We start from the raw sequence: 17,801 nt of genomic DNA, 5'->3' as shown, positions 1-17,801 counted from the left end.
CTGGCGAAGGCCGGCCTGGTCTATCGCGACGATCCCGAAGGCTGAGCGCCCGCGACGGCGACAGCAATCAGCGCCGCCGCAGCGGCCCAGAACAGGCGGAGCAACGCTCTTGAATCCGGAACCGATCCACGACATCGCCCATCTCGCCCATGTCGAGCTTTTCACCGACAAGCCCGAGGCCAGCCTCGATTTCTTCGTCAATGTCTATGGGCTGACCGAGAGCGGGCGCGAGGGTGACAGCGTCTATCTGCGCGCCTGGGACGATTATGAGTTCCATACGCTGAAGCTGACCGCCTCGAACACCACCGGCGTCGGCCATATCGGCTATCGCGCCACCAGCGAGCAGGCGCTGCTGCGGCGCGTTGAGGCCATCGAGAAGCTCGGTGCCGGCATCGGCTGGACCACGGGCGATCTCGGCCATGGCCGAGCCTACCGCTTCCGCGACCCCGACGACCACATCTTCGAGATCTATTTCGACACGCATAAATATGTCGCGCCGCCGCATGAGCGCCCGGCGCTGAAGAACCAGCCGCAGCGCAATCACGGCCGTGGCTGCGCGGTGCGCCGGCTCGACCATGTCAACCTGCTCGCCCGCGATGTCGCCAAGATCCGCGACTTCCTGCCGAAAGCGCTCGGCAGCCGGGTCACCGAGCAGATCGTGCTCGATTCCGGCGAGGTCGGCGGCTGCTGGTTCACCGTCAACAACAAGAGCTACGACATCGCCTATACCGGCGACCATACCGGGAGCCTCGGGCGCTTCCACCATGTCACCTATGCGGTCGACCAGCGCGAGCATGTGCTGGAGGCGGCCGACATCTTCCTCGAGAACGGCGTCTACATCGAGACCGGCCCGCACAAGCACGCCGTCCAGCAGACCTTCTTCCTCTATGTCTACGAACCGGCCGGAAACCGCGTCGAGATCGCCAATGCCGGCGCCCGCCTGATCCTCGATCCGGACTGGCAGACCGTGACCTGGACGGAGGAGGAGCGGAAGAAGGGCCAGGCCTGGGGGCTGAAGACCATCGAGAGCTTCCACACCCACGGCACGCCGCCGGTGCCGAAGGCGGGGGGCTAGAGTCTGTTGTTTTCACGCGGAACCACCGCCGTCATCCTGGGCGAGCGAAGCTCGGCCCGGGATCCATCATAAGGCTCCGGTGCCCTGCGATGGATCCCGGACCTACGCCGCTTCGCGGCTTGTCCAGGATGACGGAGTGGTTCCGAGTAAAAGCAGCATGCTCGAAGGCCACATCGCGCGCCCGCCGGCGCGGTCAGGGCCTGATCGCAGCAAGCACGAACATCGGGACGTCGCCGGGATAGGGCGAGGCCGGGAACAGATGCTGCCAGGCCTTCGCCGGTGCAAACCCGGCCTCGTCCAGCATCTGCCGCGCCCTTTCCTCGGTCAGCCCGTCATGCAGGGGCAGGCGGGCGGCGACATCGGCGGGATAGGTCGAGCGATATTGCGGCGCGACCGACCACAGGCCATCGGAGATGACAACCCGCCCGCCCGGCCGCAGGATGCGGTGGGCGGTTCGCAGCGCCTCCATCGGCTGCTCCAGCGTCCACAGCAGGTTGCGCAGCGTCACGATATCGGCCGAGGCCGTCTCGATGGCCGCGTCCTGCAAGGTGCTGGCGACGAAGCTGACGCCGTATCCCTGCGCCTCGGCCACGGCCCGCGCCACTGCGAGCATGCCCTCCGAGCCGTCATAGCCACGCACGCGATGGCCGAGCGAAGCCGCGATCAGGGCACAGGCTCCGGTACCCGTGCCGAGATCGACGAAATCCCGGGGCTGATCGGCCTCGAAAGCGGCACCCAGCACCTCGCGCCAGATCCCGGACTGGGCGACATGCGAGGCGACACCATCGAATCTCGGCGCGCGCGCCGTCCAGTAGCCGCTGACCGCGTGCTGAACATCGAGGTTCGTCATCAGGCGAGATCTCCGTGGCAGTCTGGGTTGACGAGATATTCGATATGGCGCCGCCCGGAGGCCGAGGCGCCGATCCTGACCGCGACGCCGAAGACCCGCTGGATCATCTCCTCGGTCAGCACCGTCTCCGGTACGCCCGACGCGACGAGCCGGCCCTCGTGCAGCAGCGCGATCTCGTCGCAGAACAGCGCCGCGAGGTTGAGATCGTGCAGGGCGACGATGCAGGTCACGCCGAGCCTGCGGATCAGGGTCAGGATCGAAAGCTGGTGCTGGATATCGAGATGATTGGTCGGCTCGTCGAGGATGAGCTCGCTCGGCGTCTGGGCGAGCGCCCTTGCGATATGGACGCGCTGGCGCTCGCCGCCCGACAGGGTGTGCCAGTGCTGGTCATGGCGCTCGCTCATGCCCACCCGTGCCAGGGCATCCTCGACCGCCTCCTCGTCGGCGTTGGTCCAGGAGGAGAGGGCGCCGCGATGCGGCGTGCGCCCGAGACGCACCACGTCGCAGACCGAGAGCTGGATCTCGGTCGTCGCCTGCTGTTCGACGAAGGCGAGCCGGCGCGCCAGCTCGCGCCGCGAAACCTGGCCGATGTCGCCATCGTCGAGGTTGACGACGCCGCTCGTGACCTTGCGCAGCCGGCAGAGCAGCCGCAGCAGGCTCGACTTGCCGGAGCCGTTCGGCCCGATCAGGCCGAGGATCCTGCCTGGCGCCGCCTCGAGCGTGACGCCGTCGACGATCAGGCGCCCGGACGTGCTCCAGGAAACCGCGCGTGCCGACAGCGTCATGCCGGGCGCCGCGCGCGATAGAGGATGATGGCGAAGGCCGGCGCGCCGAACAGGGCGGTGACGACGCCGATCGGCAGGATCTGCTGCGGCACCAGGATGCGCGAGAGGATGTCGGCGAGGATCATGAAGATCGCCCCGATGACGAGGCAGACCGGCAGCAGGCGGGCATGGCCGGGGCCGACCAGGAAGCGCGCGGCATGGGGAATGACGAGTCCGACGAAGCCGATCGTGCCGACGATGCTGACCATGGTCGCGGTCATCACCGCCGTGACGGCGAAGAGCACGACGCGCACCCGCATCACCGCGACGCCGAGCGAGGCGGCCGCGTCCGCGCCGAAGGCGAAGGCGTCGAGCGCCTTGGCGTGGAGCATGCAGATGGCGAAGCCGGCCAGGGCGACCGGCGTCGCGACGAAGACGTCCGGCCAGCGCACGCCGCCGAAATTGCCGAGCAGCCAGAACATCACGCCGCGCGCCTGCTCGGCGCTGGCGAGCGTCGTGACGATCGTCGCCGTCGCCGCGTTGAACAATTGCGAGCCGGCGACGCCGGCGAGGATGACGCGGTCGCTCGCGCCCCCGGCGCCGGCCGCCAGAACCGCGACGATCAGCAATGCCGCGACCGAGCCGAGGAAGGCGCCGCCGGAGACGGTGAGCGCCGCCCCGCCGAAGCCGAGGATCATCACCGCGACGGCGCCGGTCGAGGCGCCGGCGGAGATGCCGAGGATATAGGGCTCGGCCAGCGGGTTGCGCAGCAGCGCCTGCAGGATGGCGCCCGACAGCGCCAGCGCGCCGCCGCACAGCCCGGCCAGCAGCGCCCGGCTCAGCCGGTAGTCGAAGATCACCCCCTGCTGGATCGCGCTGACCGGGTAGTCCAGATCGAACAGCCCGTTGCCGAGTGCCTGGAAGGCGGTGGCCAGCGGAATCCGCATCTCGCCGATCGTCACGGCGAGCGCGATGGCGAAGACCAGCGCGGCCAGCGCGAGAGCGGCGATCCCGATCCGCGCCGGCCAGTTGGGCTCGACAGGGGCGTGGCTCACCGCATCAGGCCGAAGCGTTCGATGCCGCGCGCCAGGGCCTCGATGCCGTCGACCGTGTCGAGGCCGGCGCGGGTCGCGCCGACCTCCATCACCACGATCCGGTCGTGCTTGACGGCGTCGAGCTTGCTCGCCACCGGGTCGGTCTTCAGGAAGTTGAGCTTGAGGTCGAGATCGTCGGCGGGAAAGCGCCGGCGGTCCATCCTGACGACGACGATCACGGCCGGGTTGGCGGCGGCGATGCTCTCCCAGCCGACCAGCGGCCATTCCTCATTGGTGGTGATGACGTTGCGGGCGCCGAGCTTCGACAGGATATAGGCCGGCACGCCGTTCTTGCCGGCGATGAAGGCGTCGCCCTTGATGTCCTTGCTGGAGAACCAGACGGCGACCGGCACGTCCCGCGCCTTCAGCCCGGCGACGGACTGCACCGCCTTCTCCTCGCGCGCCTTCAGTTCCGCGATCAGCGCCGTGGCGCGGTCGGCCACGTCGAAGATCTGGCCGAATTCGCGGATGTTCTGATAGACCAGCTCCATCGAGAACATCTGCGTCCGCACGCCGTCGCCGGGGCCGGAATTGTCCTTGCCGATGCAATCGGTCGGCGAGACATAGGTCGGCACCTTGACCTTGGCGAACTGGTCGCGCTTGCCGACGATGCCGTTCGGCCCGATATGCCATTCGAACATCGCGGTGACGAGATCGGGCTCCTGGGCGACGACCGCCTCGAAGCTCGGATCATTGTCGGCGAGCCGCTTCACCTTGGCATTCACCGCCTCATAGGGCTTCGCCACCGGGCTGAACCAGACCGCGGTGCCGACGACCCGGTCGCCGAGCCCGAGCGCATAGAGGATCTCGGTCTGCGTCTGGCCGACCGCGACCACGCGCTTCGGCGCCTGGCTGAAGGTGATGGTCTCGCGGCAGTTCTCCAGCGTCAGCGGATACTGCGTCGGCGCGGCCGTGGCGGCGCCTGCGATGCACAGGCCGGCCGCCGCGGCCAGCAGGAGACGAAGCGAGGGGAGGGTGCGCATGGAGCCCTTTGGAGATGCGGGAGAGTGGCCCGTCCGGCGATGCGCGACGGGATCGTCCGGCAGTCGCTTGTGTGTAACGTTATAACAAAACGAATAAGGGCGCCCGCGCGCGCTTGTCAAGCTCGCGCGGGCCAGGCACGAGCGGACGATGCCGGCGGTGCGGCGCAAGGTGGTGGACATCTGGATTCATCGCTCCCCGAGATGAAGGCGGGAGCACACCGATTGCGACGGGGCGGCGGGTCTATTGCCCCGCGCCGACTCGCAACCCTTCGGAGCACCCCGCCCGAAAGACGATCAGGGCAGGTCTCCTGGCTCGCGGGTCCAAGCTGGTTCCACCCGGCCTTCCCGGCGCCGGGGCGCCAGTGGACGATGGGCGGAGAGCTCGCCGCTTACAGTTGCGGGGGCAGCCTCGGCTTCGGCACGTCATGCCTCACCGAATTCCCTCTTAGCTCCAGGCCGTGACGCCCGGAGAACCGTGATCGCCGCAGACCATAGATCGGCCCGGACCGGCGTCAAGCGGGACGGCCCGGCGCGGCCCGCCGACGCTGTCGCGGAACGCCTCGTTGTCATGCCGGACGGTTCAATCCGAGCGGCTTTCCCCCGAGATCCGGTCGCGCGCCTCCCCGGTCGCGTCGCTCGATAATACATTTGTGTCATCAAACATTCATTTGTATGATCCATGGCAAAACCGCTGCCCCGGACACGACGGAGGCAGCCCGCGCCCGGCAGGGGGCGGTGCTTGGAGGGAGCCATGCGCCGGGTCGTACAAATTTCGGACACCCATCTCAGTCCGACCAAGCAGCACTTTGCCTGCAATTGGGAACCGCTTGCGGCCTGGCTCGCAGGCCAGCAGCCCGAGCTCGTCATCCATACCGGCGATGTCACCGTCGACGGAGCGGATGTCGACGAGGACATGCGCTATTGTTGCGGCCTCCTGAACCTCCTGGGTGCGCCGGTGCTGAGCATTCCTGGAAACCACGATGTGGGTGAGGCCCTTCACCCCCACCAGCCGGTCAACGCGCTGCGCCTCGCACGTTGGCGCAGCCATCTCGGGCCGGATTTCTGGGTTCGAGATCTCGAGGACTGGCGGCTGATCGGTCTCAACTCGATGCTGTTCGGCAGTGGCGAGGCCGATGAAATGCGCCAGCTTGCCTGGCTCGACCGGCAGATCGCGCAAGCGGGGGGCAGGCGCCTCGGCTGGTTCCTGCACCGGCCGCTCTTCGTCGAGGCGCCTGACGAAGGCGACAAGGGCTATTGGAGCGTGCCGCCGAAGCCGCGGGCGCATCTGCTCGATCTCGTTCGCAGCCATGACGTCGCCTTCGTCGCCAGCGGCCATCTGCATCGGGCCCACGACTTCGCGGTCGACGGCACGCGCTACATCTGGGGGCCGTCCTCCGGCTTCGTCGTCGGGCCCGAGCTGCAGCCCGGCATGGCGGGGACGAGCACGCTCGGAGCGGTCTCCTACGGCTTCGACGGCCGCGACTACGAGGCGAAGATCCACGAGATCCCGACCCTGCGCACGCTCTGGATCGACGACGTGATCCACGAGGTCTACCCGCCCCGCGCGGCCTGACGGCGGCTGCCGGCCTCCGGGGCCGCCATCCAGACGACGCCAACCGCATAAGGCCCGCCAGGGCCGCACAGAAAGGCGACCGACGTGGCAACAGTCACCCTGTCCTCCATCGCCAAGTCCTTCGGCGCGACCCGCGTGCTTGGCGGAATCGATCTCGACATCGCCGATGGCGAGTTCCTGACGCTTGTCGGCCCCTCCGGCTGCGGCAAGTCGACCATGATCCGCATCATCGCCGGGCTCGAGCACCAGGACGGCGGCGGCGTCGCCATCGGCGGCCACTCGGTCGACCATTTGCGCCCGCATGAGCGGCGCGTGGCGATGGTGTTCCAGTCCTATGCGCTCTATCCGCATATGAGCGTGCGCGCCAACATCGCGCTGCCGCTGACCATGTCGCGGCTGAAGCTCTGGCAGCGCCTGCCGCTGCTGCGGCTGCTCTCCTCCGGGCGCCGCGAGGCGATGCGGGGGATCGACGCCGATGTCGGCGCCGTCACCGCGCAATTGCAGCTCGACCATCTGCTCGACCGCAAGCCGGCGCAGCTTTCCGGCGGCCAGCGCCAGCGCGTCGCGCTCGGCCGCGCCATGGTCCGCAATCCCGACGTCTTCCTGATGGACGAGCCGCTGTCGAACCTCGACGCCAAGCTGCGCGTCCATATGCGCTCCGAGCTTGCCGAGCTGCACAAGCGCCTCGGCGCCACCTTCGTCTACGTCACGCACGACCAGGTCGAGGCGATGACGATGTCGGACCGCGTCGCGATGATGGATTCCGGCTCGATCCTGCAGCTCGGCACGCCCTCGCAGCTCTATGAGCGGCCGGCCTCGCTCAAGGTCGCCCAGTTCATCGGCAGCCCGGCGATCAACCTGCTGCCGGGAATCGTCGGCGCCGGCGGGCGGCTCGAACTGTTCGGGCGGCCGATGGGGCTCTCGGTCGGGCTGCCGCCGGGCCAGCCGGTCACGCTCGGCGTCCGCTCCGAAGCGCTGTCGCTGGTTCACGGCGAGACAGCCGGGGCAGGGCGGGGCTGGTTCTCGGCGCGGCTGCGGCGCAAGGAGAATCTCGGTTCCGAATACATCCTGCATTTCGACCTCGCCGGCCGTGATGCCCAGGGCGCCACGATGAGGACGAGCCCGGCGATCGCGGCGGGCGTCCACGAGGCGGCGGAAGTGGCGCTCGGCTTCGACGAGACCGCCTGCCATCTCTTCGCCGCCGATGGCGAGCGCATCGAGCCGCGCGGGCCGGGCGTCGCGACCGCTTCCGTCGTGCCGTTGAGGGCCTGACCATGACGCTCGCCCTCGCCAGCCCCGCGCTGATCGGCCCCGGCATCCGCCGCCGGCACAGGATCGAGCGCATCGCCGGTCTCGGCTTCGCGATGCCGGCGCTCGTCCTGCTGCTGCTGACGATCCTGGCGCCGCTCGCCGTTCTCGTCGTGCTGAGCGCGACGAACTACGAGTTCGGCGGGATCGACATGGACTGGGTCGGCTTCGGCAATTTCCAGAAGGCCCTGGCCGACCCGATCATCCGCCGCTCGCTGCTCAACACGCTGGTCTATGTCGCGATCGTGGTGCCCGGCGGCGTGTTCGGCGGGCTCCTGATCGCCGTGCTGGTGCATCGGCGGACCCGCTCGCGCTCGCTCTACGAGGTCATCTACTTCCTGCCCGTGACCTCGACGCTGATCGCGATGGCGACCGTCTGGCAGTTCCTGCTGCACCCCTCGCTCGGGCCGATCAACGGCGTGCTGAAATGGCTCGGCTTCGCCCCCGTCGCCTTTCTCAGCGAGCCGACCACGGCGCTGGCGACGCTGGCGGTGATCGGGATCTGGCAACTGCTCGGCTTCAACATGATCCTGTTCCTCGCCGGGCTCACCGCGATCCCGCGCGACCTCTACGAGGCCGCCGACATCGACGGCTGCTCGGGCGGCATCGATCGCTTCCTGACGATCACTTGGCCGCTGCTCGGGCCGACGACGATGTTCGTGCTGATCACCACGATGATCACCGCCTTCAAGGTCTTCGACACGGTGGCGGTGATGACGCGCGGCGGGCCGGTCGGCGCGACCGAGGTGCTGCTCTACAACATCTACCTCGAAGGCTTTCAGTACTTCCACACCGGCTATGCCGCGGCGCTGACCTTCGTCTTCCTCGCCTTCATCCTCGTCTTCTCGGCCGTGCAGACCTTCTCCCTCGACAAGAAGGTGCACTACTGATGGCGCATTCCTCCACCCCCACCGCCACGACCGTCACTCCCGCCCATTCGGCGCTGCGCCGCTTCATCGGGCTCGCGCTCGTGCACGCCGTGCTGGTCGCCGGAGCGGTGTTCATGCTGGCGCCCTTCGTCTGGATGCTGGTGACCTCGATCAAGCCGCCGGCCGAGATCTTCAGCGCCGAGATCTCGCTCTGGCCGAAGCAGTTCTACGGCGTCGAGAACTTCCGCTTCGCTTTTGAGAAGGCGCCGCTGCTGCGCTTCGCGCTGAACGGCGTCATCATCTGCACCGGCATCCTCGTGGTGCAGCTGCTCGTCGCCATCCCCTGCGCCTATGCGCTGGCGAAGCTGAACTTTCCCGGCCGCAACCTGCTCTTCGTCCTGGTGCTGCTGGGCCTGTGCATCCCGGTCCAGGTGCCGGCGATGCCGCTCTATATCGCGCTCGCCCATCTCGGCCTGCTCAACACTTATTTTTCGATGATGGTGCCGTTCTTCCTGTCGGTCTTCGCCATCTTCCTGTTCCGCCAGTTCTTCCGCAGCTTCCCCGACGACATCATCAACGCCGCGCGCCTGGACGGCATGAGCGAGTTCGAGATCGTCTGGCGCATCGTGACGCCGAGCGCCTGGCCGGCCATCGCCGCCTTCGCCGTTTTCTCGACGGTCGCGCACTGGAACGATCTCTACTGGCCGCTGATCGTGATCTCCGACGCCAGGCTCGCCCCGCCGCCGCTCGGGATGATGTTCTTCGCCGATGCCGAGACGGGGTCGAACTACGGCGCGCTCACGGCCGCCGCGACGATCCTGACCGCGCCGCTCGTCATCGCCTTCCTGATCGCCAGACGACGGTTCATCGACGGCATCACGATGACCGGAGTGAAGTAGGGAAAAGTATAATCTAGATGTCATAAATCTGCATTCTAGATCATCCAAGTAACGAGTATTCGCCGTTCCTTACAAAGTGGAGATCGACCAATGAAACCATTCGGCAGAACGCTCGCCGCCGCGGCCCTCGCTTTCGTCGCCTCGACGGCGGCCAGGGCCCAGGAGGTCACGCTCGACGTCCTCTACGCCTTCCCGGCCTTCGCCAAGTTCCACGAGCCCATCGCCGCGGAATTCATGAAGAAGAACCCGTCGATCAAGATCAATTTCCGGGCGCCGGCGGCGAGCTATGACGAGGGGCATCAGACGATGCTGCGCCAGTCGGTCACCAACCAGCTGCCGGATGTCTACTATTCCGGCTTCCACCTGCTGACCGAGCTTGTCGAGTCGCTCGACAAGCGCAAGCAGGTCGTGGATCTGGGGCCGCTGCTGGCGGCCGAGCCCGAGGCCTGGCGCAAGGCGAATTATTCCGACGCGCTGCTCTCGCTCGGCCAGGTCAACGGCAAGCAGTCGGGCCTCGCTTTCAACGCCTCGACGCCGCTGATGTATTTCAACACCGAGCTGGTGAAGAAGGCCGGCGGCGATCCGGAGAAGATGCCCGACAACTGGGCCGACACCGTCGCGCTCGCCAAGAAGATCCGCGCGGGCGATGTCGCGGGGCTGGCCTACAACATCCACGACTGGCCGGACGACTGGCTCTGGCGCGGCGTGATCCTGCAGGGCGGTCATTCGATGCTGTCCGCCGACGGCAAGAAGGTCGCTTTCGGCGGCGAGACCGGTGAGAAGACACTCGCCATGCTGCGCAGCTTCGTCACCGAAGCCGGCATGCCGCTGATCGACTGGGACCAGTCGCGCCAGCAGTTCATCGCCGGCAAGATCGGCATCTTCTTCGACACGCCGGCGCGCCTGCGCCAGGTCACCGATCTCATCGGCGATCGCTTCACCCTCAAGACCGCGCTGTTCCCGATCGACGACAAGGCCAAGGGCAAGCTGCCGACCGGCGGCAACGCCGCGCTGATCACGGCCAAGGACGCCGCCAAGCAGAAGGCGGCCTGGGAGTTCCTGAAGTTCGTGACCGGCCCCGAGGCCCAGAAGATCGTCGTCGAGACCACCGGCTACATGCCGACCAATCTGCGCGCCGGCGAGGATGCCTTCCTCGGCCCGTTCTACAAGGAAAACGCCAACTTCCGCACCATCAACGGCCAGATCGCGCGCGCCGCGCCCTGGCAGGGCTATCCGGGCGGCAACTCGGTCCGCATCTGGCGCCAGCAGCGCGAGGTGATTTCCGGGGTGATGCGCGGCGACGTCGCTCCCAAGGCCGGCATCGAGCGCATGGTCTCCGAGACCGAAGCGCTGATGAAGTAGGCGCGGCACCCTGACGCCATCGCCGCCCGGCCGCGCAGGCCGGGCGGCTGTGCTTCGGCGATGCCCGTCATTCCGGACAAGCCGCGCCAGCGGCGCCGCTCCGGAATCCATCGTAGAGCGCCGGAGTCCTCCGATGGATTCCGGCGCTCCGCTTCGCTCCGGCCGGAATGACGACGCCAATCGAACGGCAACTCGACAAGGTTCTCGAATGATCATCGCCCAGCTCAGCGACTTCCACGCAAGACCCCATGGCTGCCCGGCCTATGGCATCGTCGATACCAATGCCGCGATCGGGCGTGCCGTCGACGAGGTGCTGGCGATGGAGCCCGCCCCCGACTGCGTCCTGGTCACCGGCGACCTGTCCGATTGCGGCCTGGCCGAGGAATACGGCATCGTGCGCGACGCGCTGCGGCGGCTGCCGATGCCGGTCTATGTCGTGCCCGGCAATCACGACCGCCGCGAGGCTCTCGCCGCCACGCTGGCAAAAGAGCATGCCTATCTGCCGGAATCCGGCTTCCAGCACTATGCGATCGAGGATTTCCCGGTCCGGCTGATCGGGCTCGACACGGTGATCGCCGGCGAGGACGGCGGCGAGATCTGTCCCGCGCGCGAGGCCTGGCTCGCCGAGCGCCTGCGCGAAGGGCAGGGACGCCCGACCGTGATCTTCATGCACCATCCGCCTTTCGAGGTCGGCGTCGACGGCATGGACATCATGCCCTGCCATGTCTCGCCCGGCTTCGTCGATCTCGTCGCCCGCCATCCCGAGATCGAGCGCGTGCTCTGCGGCCATTACCATCGGCCGATCCAGCGGCGTTTCGCCGGCACGATCGGCTATGTCGCCCCCGGCACGGCCCATCAGGTCGCGCTCGACCTGCGCCCCGGCACGGAAAACCAGTTCGTGATGGAGCCTCCGGCGCTGGCGGTCCATGTCTGGACGCAGGAGACCGGCGTGGTCAGCCATCTCCAGCCGATCGGCGATTACGGTCCGCGTCGGCCCTTCGCGCTCGACCCCGCCTATCCCGGAAAGCAGCAGACAGCCCATGCCTGAGCCACGCCTCCGATCCCTGCTCGAACAAGCTGCCGCCCTGGCGCGGCAGGCCGCCGAGCTCCTGGTCCGCATGCAGGACGACGACCTCTCGGTCACGCGCAAGGACCTGCTCGACGTCGTCACGGCAGCCGATCTCGCCTCCGAGCGGCTGGTCATCGACGGCCTGCGCCGATTGACGCCGCAGGCCGCGATCCTCTCGGAGGAGGCCGGGTTCTCCGGCTCGTCGCAGGCGCCCCGCTGGATCGTCGATCCGCTCGACGGCACGGTGAACTATGCCGGTGGCCTGCCCTGGTTCTCCGTCACCATGGCCTATCAGGAGAACGGGCGCACGCTGCTCGGCCTGACGCATGCGCCGCTCGCCGGGGTTGTCGCCCTGTATGCGGAGGGCGGTGTCGCCACTGTCAACGACCGGCCGGCGGCCGTTTCGGCGACCTCGCGCCTGGCCGACGCCGTGGTCTCGATCTGCCTGACCTCGCATTACGCGCCGGAGGACATGGAGCGCACAAACGACGTCATTCGCCGGCTGTCGGCGTTGTGCCGGGGCGTGCGCGTCCTCGTCTCCGGCGGGCTCGAAATGTCGCTGGTCGCGGCCGGACGGCTCGACGCCTTCATCGGGCTCAAGGCCGATATCGTCTCCCATGCCGCGGCGATGCCGCTGGTGCGCGCCGCCCGCGGCAGGGTCACGACCGTTGCCGGCACGGATTCGCGCGACGAGGATCCGGAGAAGATCGTCTCGAACGGCCTGATCCACGAGGAACTGCTCGCGGCGATCCGCAGCGCCTGACGGCCGGGGCGCAAGCGCCTGTGCGGGCGCGAGCGTTGCCGTCAGCGCAGGTTCCGATTTGACAGGACCGTCATTCCGGACAAGCCGCAAAGCGGCGCAGCTCCGGAAGCCATCATAGGGTTCCGGAGCGTTACGATGGATTCTGGCGTTCCGCTTCGCTCCAGCCGGAATGACGATGCACCCGGCCTTCAGCCATCCAGCAGCGCGAGCGTGGCGGCGCCCGCGCGCTCGTCCGTGATCAGCACATTGGCGAGCCTGGCCCGCAAGGCTGCGGCGATGATGGCGGCCTTGTTGGTGCCGCCGGAAGCCAGGATCGTCGTCGGAATGCGGCGCAGCCCTTCGAGCGACAGGGCGATGGCGCGCCGGTTGATCGGATGGTCGATCGCCGTCCCGCTCGCGTCGATGAACTGGCCGAGCATGTCGCCGACCGCGCCATGCCGCGCCAGCTCTTCGACGCCGACATCGCGCGGCAGCCCGTAGCGCACCAGCAGCGAGCGCTCGCTCAGATCGCCGGCGCTGAGAATCGCGACATCGGTGGCGCGGATGCGCGCGAACGCGTCCTCGAACACATCCTGTGCCAGAATGGTGTCGCGCGACTGCGGCGTGCCGGCATAGATCGGCGCGGCGAGGTAATGGCAGTCCGCCTGCCAGAGGCGGGCGAAGCGGCTGGCGGTCTCGAAGGTGTTGATCTCGATGCCGTAGGTCAGCCCGCCCATCATCGAGGTGACGGTGAGGTCGGGAAACTGGCCGGGCCGTATGTGCCGGACCGTCTCGCGCAGGGTCCCGCCCCAGCCGACGCCGAAGACGCCGGAGGGGCGCTCCTCGACGATGCGCGAGACGAACTCGCCCGCCGCCCGGCCGATCTGCACCGGCACCTGGGTGGCATCGACCGGGGTCGGCACCACCACAGCCTCGCGTAGCCCGAAGGCCTCGACGAGGGCGCGCTCCAGCCGGACGCAGCTTTCCAGCCGGGAGTTGATGGCGATGTTGACGAGACCGCTGCCGCGGGCTTCGACCAGCAGCCGGTTGACCCTGAGCCGCGTCATCTTCAGCCGGTCGGCGATATCCGCCTGGGTTAGCCCTTCCATGTAGTAGAGCCAGGCGGCTCTGACCTGAATCTGGGCATCTTCCGGCATCGCTGCATCCTGACTGCGGCTGAACGGCTTCAAGTCTTGCGGCCATGGACGGAAGGCTGCGTCCATCGACGTCGTCGAGGCTTATATCCTGCGCTTCTGCACCCACAAACGAAGGCTGCCGAAAGCTTGTTTCACCTTGACCTTAACCGATGTAAATAAGAAAATACATTTGTTAAGGAGCCGTTTGGCCGAGCCGGAGCGCCGCTCACATGTCCCATGCCGTTTTCCTCCACGCCGCAGGCGATGCGCGTGTGGCGCCCTTCAATCTACGGGAAGGCGCGCCGGGGGAAACGCTGCTCGATGTCGCTGCCGTCGGCCTCTGCGGCAGCGATCTCCACTACTACAAGGATGGCGGCATCGGCTCGGCCGTCATCGCCACGCCCTTCGTGCCCGGGCATGAGTTCAGCGGCTGGCTGACCGAGGACGTGCCGGAATTCGGCCTTTCGCGCGGCGCGCTGGTCGCGGTCGATCCCAACCAGGCCTGTGGTCGTTGCGAGCATTGCCGCGAAGGTCACCCCAATCTCTGTCCCGAGGTCGTGTTCATCGGCGCGCCGCCGCATGACGGCGCGATGACCGAGCGCATCTGGGTGCCGAAATCGCAGCTCGTCGCCGTTCCCCAGCATTTCACGCCGAGCGATGCCGTGATGCTGGAGCCGCTCGGTGTCGCGATCCACGCGGTCGACCTGGCGAAGCCGCGGCTGCTCGAGCGCGTTGCCCTGCTCGGCTGCGGGCCGATCGGCCTGCTGATCCTGCAGGTTCTCAGGGCGGTCGGCGTCGGCGAGATCCTCGTCTGCGATCCGCAGCCGCACCGCCGGGCGCTGGCCTTGAAGCTCGGTGCCGGCAAGGCGGGCGAAAGCGTTGCCGACATTACCGAATGGACGAAGGGCGAGGGTCTTCCCCTGGTGATCGAGGCCACGAATGCGCCGGAGGGATTCCGCGATGCCGTGCGCGCCGCGCGCATCGGCGGGCGCGTCGTGCTGGTCGGGATTCCGGACGGCGACAGCTATGTGGTTCCGGCCTCCGAGACGCGCCGGCGCGGCCTGACCGTCAGGTTCTCGCGCCGCATGGGCCATGTCTATCCGCGCGCGATCGAGCTCGTCGCCCTGGGCAAGGTCGATGTCGAAGCGGTCGTCAGCCACCGTTTCACGCTGGCCGAGGGGCCGGAGGCCTTTCGCCGCCATGCCGCCAATGAGGCCGGCATGGTGAAGAGCCTGATCTATCCGCAGGGCCAAAGCCGGATCCGATCAGGTTGAAGCAACCTGATCGGTGCGTGCTCTAGGAAGGGCGAGGGCGATGAGCCCGGCCATGGCGCGTGCCGTTGGCGGACCGCCTGACAGAGGTCGCGTTGCCGGCTTTCATGGCGCCGCGCTGAGATGCTCGGCGGCGCGCTTCACGAATGGCGACGAGGATGATCCGAGCACCGCATAGCCAAGCTCGCCGGTGAACCAGAAATAGGCGGCGACCTCGCCATCCTGCCGCGAAGCCAGCGCCGCCTTGCGCGGGCTGGCGAGCGTTTTGACATAGAGCGCGATCTGCCCTCCCGCCGGCTCGTCATAGACGAACATGCCGCCGGGGCCTTCGTCGCTCGCAAGCAGCCGGCCGCCGCGAAAGGCCAGGCCGAGCCCCGACAGGTCGGGTATGGCGACGTCCTGCCTGAGATGATCGGAGATCATCCGCTTCAACATGGCGGTTTGTGCGGCCGGAACCTCGATCGCATCGCCGGCAGGCCCCGCGAAGGCGCGAAACGCGACGACCGCATCGGTCATCTGGGGGCGCGCCGTCGACGGCTCCGCTGCCTGCCGGGGCAGGGCCATGCCCAAGGCGGTGCCGAGGGCGAAGATGCCGAGACCCGCCGCCAACCGCCCATGGCGCGACAGGTTCTGCGCCGCCCGGCGGCGCCTCACCTCGCCAAGTCGCAAGGACGCGGGGATCGGCTCCGGAGATCGAAGCTGCGCCGCCGCTCGCAGGGCCTGTGCGTCGGCCTGGAACTGTTTCGTGCGGCTGCTCAATGCCGGCTCGGAAGCCAGGAACGCCTCGACTTCCAGCTGCCGGTCCGGCGGGAGTCGTCCGTCGATGAAGGCCTGGATGTCGTCATCGCCGATCGGGCGCGCGCCGGGCATCATTTCAGCCTCCGGAACCGGGTGACGTTGCTGCCCTCGAGCTCGGAACGCAGCCGCTCGCGGGCGCGGCTCAGGCGTGACATCACGGTGCCGATCGGAACTTCGGTCACCTTGGCGACCTCCTCATAGGTCAGGTCTTCCATCGCCACCAGTTCGAGTGCGACGCGCTGGTCCTGGGGCAGGCGCGAGAGCGCCGAGAGTGCGTCGCTGAGGTGCAGCCCCTGGGTCTGGTCGCCTGCCGGGTCGGGATGGTCCGCTCCGGCCTCGTCGCTGAAGCGGACCAGATGACGCTGGCGATCGCGGCCTTGCGTGCGATGCAGGTTGAACAAGATCTGGAACAGCCATGCCCTGATGCTGCCCGGCCTTCGCAGCTGCCTCCAGCGCGAAAGCGCCTGGAGCAGCGTGTCCTGGACCAATTCGTCGGCATCGTCGCGATTGCGCGCAAGCGAGCGCGCAAAACGCCGCAAGGCCGGAATCTGGGCTTCGATCTCGAGGTCGGACACGCTGCCGAACATGTTACGGCCCCCTGTTGCCGCTCAGCGAAGGGTAGTCGTCCCCGCCGCGACGAAGCGCCTCGAGGCGTCCGCGCATGCCTTGCATCTCGGTCGACTGCGAAGCAAGGATGGCCTCGGCGATCTCGCGAACCAGCGGGTCGCGCCCGTCGCGCAGCACCAGCCGTGCCATCTCGACCGCCCCCCAGTGATGCGGGACCATCATCGCGAGAAAATCGATGTCGGGATTGCCGGATGGCGGATCGGCATGCATGTCCCGCATCATCTTCTCCATGCCGACATGCATGTCGCTGAGATAGGCATCGTACCCTTTCGGTGCCGGCTGCGAAGCTTGGGCCGGGGCCCGGTCTTCCGGCGCCGATGGCGGCGTCGCCGCTCCGCCATGCTGGCTATGACCATGGTGGCCGGCGTGCCCGGGTGCACCCGCGAGCACGGGGCCGTCCGCGACGAGAGAAGCGATCGCGCCTAGAGAGAAACCCATCTTCTGCCCTCCCTTCACGCGGTTTCGCTGCGTGCGCCGGGACGCACATAGACCAGGTTGATCGACTTCTTGTTGCGCAGCTTGCCGGACGGCAGGTCGAGGCTGCCGAGCGGAATCTGCTTGATGAAGCGCGGCTGCAGCGGATCGCCGACGTCGAAGGCGCTGCAGACGGTCTGCCCGGCATGGGGCGAGCCCGGCAGCTCGTCCAGCTCATGGGCGATGTAGAGCTTCGTATTGGAGGGGTCGGTCCAGATGCCGTGCGCCTCGCGGCCATGGCTGAAGAAGTGACCGACGACGCGTCGTTTCCCGATTGGCGCCGATCTGTCGATGATCGCGATCCGGCTGGACGTGCGCCCCTCCGGCCCGTCATCGTCGACGCGCGCAAAGCTGGCATAGGCCACATTTCCGCGTTCATTGCGGACGAACTCGACATGGTTGGGGCGGGCCCGTTCACCCAGCGGGATGTGATCGAGCAGCCGATGCTCCGCGCCGGCCTCAAACACCGACAGGCAATCCGCGAGCTTCTGCGACACCCAGAATTCCCGGCCGTCGGGCGTGATCTTCAGAAATGGGGCGAAGGCGAAGCGATCCTGCGCCGAGGTATCGATCGTCGCCTTGCGCTCGGTCGTCGAAAAGCCCTGTGCGTCGTATTTGACGTTGAACACTTCGATGCGCGACAGCTTCTGCGAGATCAGGAACGCGATCTCGCCTTGGGCCGAGAACCAGACCATCGCCGGGCCCGGCAGGACCGGCATGAAGCGGCGGATGGCCGCCCCCCTGGGGAGTTCGCCGGAGGATTCCGCCACGGCCCGCTGGACATCGACCACGGCGATCTTGTTCTCGCCGCGCAGCGCGACCCAGACTTCCTTGCCGTTGCGCGTGAAAGTCGGCTCGTGCGGCTCGCGCCCGACCAGGATTCCGGAGGTCAGCATGTCCGGCGAGG

Annotated in this window: 18 protein-coding genes and 1 riboswitch; of the genes, 9 read left to right on the top strand and 9 right to left on the bottom strand. The window is 67.7% G+C overall.

Going from position 1 to position 17,801, the window contains the following annotated elements; all coding sequences use genetic code 11:
- Positions 1-109: 109 nt before the first annotated feature.
- Complete coding sequence (locus V6M56_RS08600; RefSeq protein WP_332682879.1) at positions 110-1,075, top strand: catechol 2,3-dioxygenase; 966 nt, start codon at positions 110-112, stop codon at positions 1,073-1,075.
- Between the two features lie 193 nt (positions 1,076-1,268).
- Here the strand turns inward: V6M56_RS08600 and V6M56_RS08595 are convergent, their stop codons facing one another.
- The 4 genes from V6M56_RS08595 to V6M56_RS08580 are packed head-to-tail and all read right to left on the bottom strand — an operon-like array spanning position 1,269 to position 4,766.
- The gene (locus tag V6M56_RS08595; protein ID WP_332682877.1) at positions 1,269-1,925 is read right to left on the bottom strand and encodes a class I SAM-dependent methyltransferase; all 657 of its coding nucleotides are present in this window, start codon (positions 1,923-1,925) and stop codon (positions 1,269-1,271) included.
- Positions 1,925-2,710, bottom strand: a complete 786-nt coding sequence (locus V6M56_RS08590) for an ABC transporter ATP-binding protein (protein WP_332682875.1) — start codon at positions 2,708-2,710, stop codon at positions 1,925-1,927. Before V6M56_RS08590 ends, V6M56_RS08595 begins: the two co-directional genes overlap by 1 nt.
- On the bottom strand, positions 2,707-3,744 hold the full coding sequence (locus V6M56_RS08585) for a FecCD family ABC transporter permease (protein ID WP_442881115.1): 1,038 nt from the start codon (positions 3,742-3,744) through the stop codon (positions 2,707-2,709). Before V6M56_RS08585 ends, V6M56_RS08590 begins: the two co-directional genes overlap by 4 nt.
- Entirely contained in the window at positions 3,741-4,766 is a 1,026-nt protein-coding gene (locus V6M56_RS08580; RefSeq protein WP_332682873.1) for an ABC transporter substrate-binding protein, read from the bottom strand. Before V6M56_RS08580 ends, V6M56_RS08585 begins: the two co-directional genes overlap by 4 nt.
- A gap of 281 nt (positions 4,767-5,047) precedes the next feature.
- Positions 5,048-5,259, bottom strand: a riboswitch (cobalamin riboswitch).
- Positions 5,260-5,517: 258 nt separating this feature from the next.
- Here V6M56_RS08580 and V6M56_RS08575 point away from each other — a divergent pair.
- From V6M56_RS08575 to V6M56_RS08545, 7 genes are all read left to right on the top strand, one after another.
- Positions 5,518-6,339, top strand: coding sequence for a metallophosphoesterase family protein (locus tag V6M56_RS08575; protein WP_332682872.1), 822 nt, complete (start codon positions 5,518-5,520; stop codon positions 6,337-6,339).
- An 84-nt stretch (positions 6,340-6,423) separates the two neighbouring features.
- Positions 6,424-7,611: an ABC transporter ATP-binding protein gene (locus tag V6M56_RS08570; RefSeq protein ID WP_332682870.1), complete on the top strand. Its 1,188-nt coding sequence runs from the start codon at positions 6,424-6,426 to the stop codon at positions 7,609-7,611.
- Between the two features lie 2 nt (positions 7,612-7,613).
- Positions 7,614-8,537 (top strand): carbohydrate ABC transporter permease, encoded by a 924-nt coding sequence (locus V6M56_RS08565; protein WP_332682869.1) that lies wholly within the window; start codon positions 7,614-7,616, stop codon positions 8,535-8,537.
- On the top strand, positions 8,537-9,415 hold the full coding sequence (locus V6M56_RS08560) for a carbohydrate ABC transporter permease (RefSeq protein ID WP_332682868.1): 879 nt from the start codon (positions 8,537-8,539) through the stop codon (positions 9,413-9,415). Before V6M56_RS08565 ends, V6M56_RS08560 begins: the two co-directional genes overlap by 1 nt.
- 90 nt (positions 9,416-9,505) lie before the next feature.
- The gene (locus V6M56_RS08555; protein WP_332682866.1) at positions 9,506-10,777 is read left to right on the top strand and encodes an extracellular solute-binding protein; all 1,272 of its coding nucleotides are present in this window, start codon (positions 9,506-9,508) and stop codon (positions 10,775-10,777) included.
- 208 nt (positions 10,778-10,985) lie between these two features.
- Positions 10,986-11,825: a phosphodiesterase gene (locus V6M56_RS08550; protein ID WP_332682864.1), complete on the top strand. Its 840-nt coding sequence runs from the start codon at positions 10,986-10,988 to the stop codon at positions 11,823-11,825.
- Complete coding sequence (locus tag V6M56_RS08545) at positions 11,818-12,609, top strand: inositol monophosphatase family protein (RefSeq protein WP_332682862.1); 792 nt, start codon at positions 11,818-11,820, stop codon at positions 12,607-12,609. Before V6M56_RS08550 ends, V6M56_RS08545 begins: the two co-directional genes overlap by 8 nt.
- A gap of 188 nt (positions 12,610-12,797) precedes the next feature.
- Here the strand turns inward: V6M56_RS08545 and V6M56_RS08540 are convergent, their stop codons facing one another.
- The gene (locus V6M56_RS08540; RefSeq protein WP_332682861.1) at positions 12,798-13,745 is read right to left on the bottom strand and encodes a sugar-binding transcriptional regulator; all 948 of its coding nucleotides are present in this window, start codon (positions 13,743-13,745) and stop codon (positions 12,798-12,800) included.
- A 209-nt stretch (positions 13,746-13,954) separates the two neighbouring features.
- Here V6M56_RS08540 and V6M56_RS08535 point away from each other — a divergent pair, with 209 nt between their 5' ends.
- Positions 13,955-14,998, top strand: coding sequence for a zinc-dependent alcohol dehydrogenase (locus V6M56_RS08535; protein WP_332682860.1), 1,044 nt, complete (start codon positions 13,955-13,957; stop codon positions 14,996-14,998).
- A 102-nt stretch (positions 14,999-15,100) separates the two neighbouring features.
- Here V6M56_RS08535 and V6M56_RS08530 read toward each other — a convergent pair whose 3' ends face one another.
- The 4 genes from V6M56_RS08530 to V6M56_RS08515 form a co-directional block, all read right to left on the bottom strand.
- Positions 15,101-15,868 carry an anti-sigma factor family protein gene (locus V6M56_RS08530; protein WP_332682858.1) on the bottom strand — a complete coding sequence of 256 codons (768 nt, stop codon included), beginning with the start codon at positions 15,866-15,868 and terminating at the stop codon, positions 15,101-15,103.
- Positions 15,865-16,380 carry an RNA polymerase sigma factor gene (locus tag V6M56_RS08525; RefSeq protein WP_332682856.1) on the bottom strand — a complete coding sequence of 172 codons (516 nt, stop codon included), beginning with the start codon at positions 16,378-16,380 and terminating at the stop codon, positions 15,865-15,867. Before V6M56_RS08525 ends, V6M56_RS08530 begins: the two co-directional genes overlap by 4 nt.
- 1 nt (position 16,381) lies before the next feature.
- A complete protein-coding gene (locus V6M56_RS08520; protein WP_332682855.1) occupies positions 16,382-16,858 on the bottom strand; it encodes a DUF305 domain-containing protein in 477 nt (158 codons plus the stop codon).
- Between the two features lie 14 nt (positions 16,859-16,872).
- Positions 16,873-17,801, bottom strand: a 929-nt coding sequence (locus tag V6M56_RS08515) for a YncE family protein (RefSeq protein WP_332682853.1), incomplete at its 5' end; no start/stop codon positions are given.

The sequence above is a fragment of the Allobosea sp. genome (genome assembly GCF_036675845.1).
Lineage (GTDB): Bacteria > Pseudomonadota > Alphaproteobacteria > Rhizobiales > Beijerinckiaceae > Allobosea.
Note: the sequence above shows the minus strand (reverse complement) of the source record. Positions and strands in the feature narration are given on the sequence as shown.